General features: G+C 26.7%; 5 protein-coding genes. 3 read left to right on the top strand and 2 right to left on the bottom strand.

Going from position 1 to position 7,241, the window contains the following annotated elements; all coding sequences use genetic code 11:
* Positions 1-1,457 (top strand): MlaD family protein (locus ACERKK_RS09265; RefSeq protein WP_373772802.1); only part of this gene is annotated, 1,457 nt, incomplete at its 5' end.
* A 25-nt stretch (positions 1,458-1,482) separates the two neighbouring features.
* Here ACERKK_RS09265 and ciaB read toward each other — a convergent pair.
* Positions 1,483-3,360, bottom strand: coding sequence for an invasion protein CiaB (ciaB, locus tag ACERKK_RS09260; RefSeq protein ID WP_373772801.1), 1,878 nt, complete (start codon positions 3,358-3,360; stop codon positions 1,483-1,485).
* Between the two features lie 72 nt (positions 3,361-3,432).
* Complete coding sequence (locus tag ACERKK_RS09255; protein WP_373772800.1) at positions 3,433-4,989, bottom strand: BCCT family transporter; 1,557 nt, start codon at positions 4,987-4,989, stop codon at positions 3,433-3,435.
* Between the two features lie 247 nt (positions 4,990-5,236).
* Here ACERKK_RS09255 and ACERKK_RS09250 point away from each other — a divergent pair, with 247 nt between their 5' ends.
* On the top strand, positions 5,237-5,575 hold the full coding sequence (locus ACERKK_RS09250) for a MerR family transcriptional regulator (protein ID WP_373772799.1): 339 nt from the start codon (positions 5,237-5,239) through the stop codon (positions 5,573-5,575).
* Between the two features lie 116 nt (positions 5,576-5,691).
* Positions 5,692-7,241: molecular chaperone HtpG (htpG, locus tag ACERKK_RS09245; protein WP_373772798.1), on the top strand; the 1,550-nt coding region annotated here is incomplete at its 3' end.

Raw genomic sequence — 7,241 nt, 5'->3', positions numbered from 1 at the left:
TAGATTCAAAATATAGTTTATATGCAAAAGATTTAAACTCTATTAGTAAAAACTCAAAAATCTATTTTAAAAATATCGAAATAGGGAAAGTCTTAGATTATAGTTTATCAAAAGATTTAAATAAGGTAAAAATAGAAATATCGATTTATGAAAAATACAATAAACTAATAAATAATCATACAATGTTTTATGATATGAGTTCAAAGTTAATTGATATAAAAAACCTTGATGTAAATGTAAACTATGCAGGTTTAAAACCTTTATTAAATGGGGCAATAGCAATAGTTGATGTTAAAAGAAAAGATAAACTAAGTAAAACAAGTTTTAAACTTTATTCTTCATATAAAGATGTTCAAAAAATAAAAAGAATACATAATGAAGGTTCACTAATAACTGCATATTTTGATGATGATTTTAAAATTAAAGAAGATATGGCAATTATGTATAAAAATCAAGAAATAGGTTTTGTAAAATCAATTAATTTTAAAGATAATAACTCAAAAGCAAAACTTTTTATTTATAAAAAATATAAAAAGTATCTAAATAAAAACTCAAGATTTTATAAAAAAAGTGTAGTAAATTTAAATGCAAGTTTAAATGGTCTAATCTTTGAAATAGAAGATTTTTCTTCTTTATTAAATGGAGCTATTTATCTTGATTCAAATACAAAAGTGAAATATTCTAAATATAAAATATTCTCTTCACTTGAAGATATGCAAAACTCTACAAATAGTATTAGCATTATTTTTGATGAGGTGGAAGATGTAAAAAAAGATTTTTCAGCTCTTACCTATAAAGGTGTAAATATTGGAAAAGTTACAAATATCTCTTTACTAAAAAATCAAAAAGTAAAAGTTGATGCATTAATTTTTGATGATTATAACTCTATTGCAAAAAAAGGCACAATCTTTTATCTAAAAAAACCAATTGTATCTTTAGATAAAATAGAAAATATCGGTTCTGCTATTATGGCTGTTGATATTGGAGTTATAAAAAGTTCAAATAAAAAAATACAAAAAGAGTTTATAGGATTATCTAAAAAACCAGCATTTTCTAATTTAGATAAAGGAATACTTTTAAAAGTACACTCATATCATGCCTCAAGTGCAGGAATTAATTCTCCAATTTACTATAAAAATGTTCAAATAGGAAAAATTAACAATATTGATTTAAGTAATGATGGAACAAAAGTAATAATGGATTGTTTGATTTTTGATAAATACTCAAAATTTGTAAGAGATAATTCTACATTTTATGACATAAGTGGTTTTAATTTAAAGTTCTCTATTTTCTCAGGAACAAAAGTAGAATCAAATACTTTTACAAGTTTATTAAAAGGTGGATTAGTGGTAGTAACTCCTATGGATTATGAAAAAAAAGCAGATAAAAATTCTACATTTATTTTAAAAGAAGAGTTAATAGAAGATTGGCAAAGCATAAGTCCAAGTATAAAATAAAAGATAAAATAAGAGGTGAAACCTCTTATTTTATATAGTTACTTTTTTTATCAACTGTATCTAATTCTTGACCAATAGCTTGGTATCTTGAGAAGTAGTGTTTTACGAAAGAGTTGATTTTTTTATTTACAGGCATAAAGTATTTATCTTCTTTTACTGCATATAAATTTAAAAACTCTGTTGCATCTAATTTATTTAAATAATGACTTGCTAATGCTGTATATGTAGCTATATACCATTTTTTAAGTGCTTCATGTTTTTCATCACTTAAATCAATACGTAGATTCTTTTCATCCCAATCTAAAATACCTGAATCAAATAAACCATTTAAGTGAATAATTCCTTCACAATAATATGGTTGGACTTCATCAACTTCCATCCATCCCATAAGTCCAATAGCTCGTTTAACTGTATCTATTAATACTTGTTTTTCTAGCTCTTTTTCATCATTTGATTCATCTAAAAAGAAAGATACTAAACCACCAGTTGTAGCTTTGAATTCTTCAATATTTTTAAAGTTTCCTGTTTTATTCATAACTGATTCTGTATCTTCATCACACCATAAAATATGACCAAATTCATGACCAATAGTTGTAATATCATAAACTTGATGCCAAGCAGATGTTTCATTGAATAAAAAATTTCTATCTTCTCTTAATAATTCTTGTCCAAAAATTTCACTGCTTAGTTTTAAAAATGGTTTTGCTCTTGTAGTTTGAAGTATTTCATCAGAAAATGCAAAGATCTTTTTACCTTCTTCTTTTGATACTATTTCATCATTTGGTACAACTTGAGCTGAAAATAGTCCATTAAACTCTGCACCAAAAAATAGTGCGGGTCTTCCTACATATAGTTGCACTTTATCTAATGATTTAAGTGAGAAATCATAAGTGTTTTTATAATCTTTATTATCTTCAAAAGAGTCAAAGATTTTTGCAAATGCTGATTTGATTTTATTTACTCTATTATCATTTTGAGAGAACTCAGGATTAGTAAGTCTAATATCCCATTCTAAGGCTACTGCTTTTCTAAAGTGATCTTCATAATACTCTAAAGGATGTCCAATTTGAATAGGTGACTTGATTTTCATCCAAGCTCTATCAACATCAGCCCATCTTGAAACTAATAGGTGAGTTTTATCTTCTCCAAATGCTTTGATTAATGTTTGGATATATAAAATATAGTTCCATTTCTCACCATAAATATCATCTTCAAGTTCTATTAGTCTTTCTTCAAACTCTTCAAGTTCATCAATAACAGCAGTTGTTTGTTCTTTAAATGCTTTTATATAAGCTTGTGAGTGATATCCATCTTTTTCTTTTACAAGTGCAGAGTAAGATCTATCAGCTATCATTTCGTTATGACCTAAATCAAGTAAGTGTTTTTTTTCTAAGAATTTAAATACTTCTTCTTCATTTCCATCAAATTGAGCTAATAGTTCTTTATTTATTCCATTTATAATATGCGCTGTCCATAAACTTTGCCATGATGACATTTTTAGTCCAACATTATAAACACCTTCAAAAATTGCTTGATAAAATGGTGTTAAAAGATTATTGTTTTTTATATAAGATACTGTACCTTTGTGTTTTTCATGCCAGAAATCTCTTACAAAACAATAAGCTTTTTCTTGTAAAGCAATAATTTCTTCATCATTTTTATTGGCTTTTTTTAGTACTTGAACAAGTGAGTCATCTCTTAAGTTTACTAATCTTGTAACAAGAGCAAATCTTAAGTCATTACTCATTTCAAGTTCAAGAGATGAAGCAAATTCATTTATAATAGTTAATTTATCAAATTCATTATTTTCTAAATATGATATTAGTTTATTTACATTTGTTTTTTGAGCGTTTAAAAAATCATAAATTTCAGCTAAATCATTTAAAAATTTATCTTTGTTCATATTTAATCCTTATTGTATATAATAAGGGTAGTGTATCTTTTTTGTGCTTTTTAATTAATAAGCAGTAAAATACTACTTATTTAATTCTGATTTTAAACCTATATAAAGTGAATATGACATCACTAAAAGAATAAAGGTAAATGGTAGGGCTGTTGTAATAGAACCAGCTTGTAAAGCACTAAGTGCTTCTTTCCCACCAACATATAATAATGCGATTGCTACAAGTCCTTCTAAAATTGCCCAAAATGCTCTTTGTACAACAGGAGTATCAACTTTTCCACCAGCTGTAATACTATCAATTACTAATGAACCTGAATCAGATGATGTAACAAAAAATACAATAACTAAAAATATTGCAACACTTGATGTAATTGTTGAAAAAGGTAAGTTTTCTAACATTTGAAACATTGCTAATGATTTATCAGTAATTCCATTTGTTAAAGCACCAACATTTCCAATAACTTGATCAAGTGCAGTTAAACCAAATGTACTCATCCAAATAGATGTTACAACAGTAGGAATTAGTAATACAGCAATAATAAACTCTCTTACTGTTCTTCCTTTTGAAACACGTGCAATAAACATTCCAACAAATGGAGACCATGCAATCCACCATGCCCAATAAAATACAGTCCAACCATGAAGCCAATCATTATCTTCTCTACCAATAAAATTACTAAGTGCAAAAATATTTGAAGCATAGTTTCCTAAAGTAGTTCCAACACCTGTAATAATATTTAGTGTAGGTCCAAGAATAATGATAAATAAAACTAATGCAAAAGCTACAATAATATTAAATTTACTTAATAGTTTTACTCCACCATCTAATCCTCTAACAACAGAAATTAATGCAAAAATTGTAATACCTATAATAATTAAAATCTGAGTATCTACACCATTATCAATATCAAATAAAAATTTTAAACCAGAAGATACTTGTTGTGCTCCTAAACCTAAAGAAGTTGCAAGTCCAAAAATAGTTGATAATACAGCTAATAAATCAATAATATGACCAGGCCATCCCCAAACTTTCTCTTTTAATATTGGATAAAAAGCTGATCTCATTGTTAAAGGCAAATTTTTACTATATGAAAAAAATGCTAAAGATAATCCAACAACAGCATAAATAGCCCAAGGATGTAATCCCCAATGATACATAGTTGCACCCATTGCTAAATCTTTTGCTTCTGGTGTATTTGCTACAACATTTAAAGGCGTATGCCACCAACCTGTATAATAAGCAACTGGCTCAGCAACAGACCAATACATAAGTCCAATTCCCATTCCTGCTGCAAAAAGCATTGAAAACCATGCAAAATTTGTAAATTCAGGTTTAGCTTCATTTCCACCGATTCTTATTTTACCAACAGGTAATACTATTAGTAGAAGACAAAATAGTACAAAAAAGTTTGCAGAACCCATAAATAACCAGTCAAAGTTATTTATTGCCCACCATTTTGCTGAATCTAAAACTTCTTTTGATTCAGCAGGAGCAATAAGTGTTCCAATTACAAATACTAATATAAGAATAGCACTTGCACCAAATACTGGATTGTGAATATCTAGACCAAATTTTTGTAAATTATCTTGTCCAATTTTGTATTTTCTTGACTTTGAATTAGTCGACATTTTATTAATTCCTTAAAATAATTAGATTTTTATGTATATAAATTTCATCTAGGGTATATAAAACTAACTTAAATTTTTATAATAATTGTAAAATTTAATTGTTTTATTTGTAAAATAGTTGTTTTACTTTTACATATTTTGTGTAATCTTTTACATAAAGTATGTAAAATAATAACAAAAAGTATTTACTAACTTTTATTAATGATAAATTTTATATAATACGAAATGATTTTCAAAAAGGATAAAATTGGCTTTATTAGATAATACAAAAGATGTAATACCTTTAAGTAGTATTGCAGAACTTTTAACTGCAAAAGTACGAACACTAAAGATGTATGAGGATAAAGGTTTATTGCCTTTTAAAAGTGAGATAAAAAAACTATATTCAATTAATGATATTAAGATAATCTCTTTTGTACACTATTTAGCAAGTGTAAAAAAAATTAATGCAAATGGTATAAAATATATTATTGAGATGTTAGAAAATAATATGGATGAAAAAAATAGAACAGACTTCTTAAGTCTAGTAGAACAAAAATTAGAAAAACTTTCAGGCCCTGAAATAACTGACATAGAATCAATGTAATCTTAAAATTAGCACTTTTAATGCTAAAGTGCTAATTTTTTATTAAACTTTAGCTTCCTTTTATAAAGATGTGATAAAATTTCATTACAAATTTAAAAAATATATAGGAGATTTTTATGGCAAAACATCAATTTCAAACAGAAGTAGGGCAATTATTACATCTAATGACTCACTCTTTATATTCAAATAAAGAAATCTTTATTAGAGAACTAGTATCAAATGCAAGTGATGCTATTGATAAATTAAACTATTTAAAATTAACAGATGATACAATTAAGGCTTCTTTACCAGAAGATTGGAAAGGGCAAATTGATATTTCATTTGATGAAGCTGATAAGTCATTAACAATTTGTGATAATGGTATTGGTATGAATGAAGCAGATTTAATCGCTTCAATTGGTACTATTGCAAAATCAGGAACAAAATCTTTCATTGAAGCAATGACAGGTGATGATAAAAAAGATTCTAACCTTATTGGACAATTTGGGGTTGGTTTTTACTCTGTATATATGGTAGCATCTCATGTAGATGTTATTTCTAAAAAAGCTGGAGAAGAAGTAGCTTATAAATGGTCATCTGATGGAACAGGTGAATTTGATTTATCACCTTGTACAAAAGAATCTTCAGGAACAGTAATTTACATTAAATTAAAAGATGAAGAAGCAGAAGAATTCGCTACAAAAGAAAGAATTAAAACAATCGTTGGAAAATACTCTAACCATATTGCATACCCAATTTATCTTTCTTATAAAGAAGAAGTAACTGAAGAATTAAGCGAAGATGATAAAAAATCTGGAAAAGAAGCTAAAAAATCTATTGAAGATAGAAATGAAAAAATCAATGAAGCTACTGCTTTATGGATGCAACCAAAGGGTAAGTTAAAAGCTGATGAGTACAATGATTTCTATAAATCAATCTCTCATGATTCTCAAGACCCAATGTGTACAATTCATACAAAAGCAGAGGGTGTAAATGAATATACAACATTATTCTATATTCCAGCAACTGCTCCAATGGATATGTATAGAGCTGATTACCAACCAGGTGTTAAGTTATATGTTAAAAGAGTATTTATTACAGATTCTGAAAAAGAGTTATTACCAACATACTTAAGATTTGTTAGAGGTATTATTGATTCAGAAGATTTACCATTAAACGTATCAAGAGAAATTTTACAAGAAAATAGAGTTCTTGCAAATATTAAACAAGCATCTGTTAAAAAGATTTTAAATGAAATCAAAAAACTTTCTAAAGATGAAGAAAAATATTCAAAATTCATAGAACAATATAATAGAGCATTAAAAGAAGGTGCTTACCAAGACTTCACAAATAAAGAGATGATTTTAGATTTACTAAGATATAAATCAACTAAAGCAGAAGGTTTAACTTCATTAGCTAAATATAAAGAAGCAGCAGATTCAGAACAAAAAGCAATCTACTACATCGTAGGTGAAAATGAAAAAGTTCTTAAAAACTCTCCATTATTAGAAGCATATAAGAAAAATGATATTGAAGTTCTTATCTTAGATGATAAAGAAATTGATGAAATAGAAAGTAGCGTTAGAAGTTTAGCAAGCGTAGAAGAAGAAATTGAATTTTATGAGGATAAAATCCTATACTTTAAAGAAAAAATTCAAGTAGCTGAAATAGCATCAAATAAAATAAT

This window comes from Poseidonibacter sp. (genome assembly GCF_041821165.1).
Taxonomy (GTDB): Bacteria; Campylobacterota; Campylobacteria; order Campylobacterales; family Arcobacteraceae; genus Poseidonibacter.
The sequence above is the reverse complement of the archived record's forward strand: the minus strand, read 5'-3'. Positions and strand labels throughout refer to the sequence as shown.

What these genes read in the sequence shown, in the direction of transcription:
- ciaB (WP_373772801.1), bottom strand. Translation starts at nt 3,360, where the DNA reads ATGAACAAAGATAAATTTTTAAATGATTTAGCTGAAATTTATGATTTT.
- ACERKK_RS09255 (WP_373772800.1), bottom strand. Translation starts at nt 4,989, where the DNA reads ATGTCGACTAATTCAAAGTCAAGAAAATACAAAATTGGACAAGATAAT.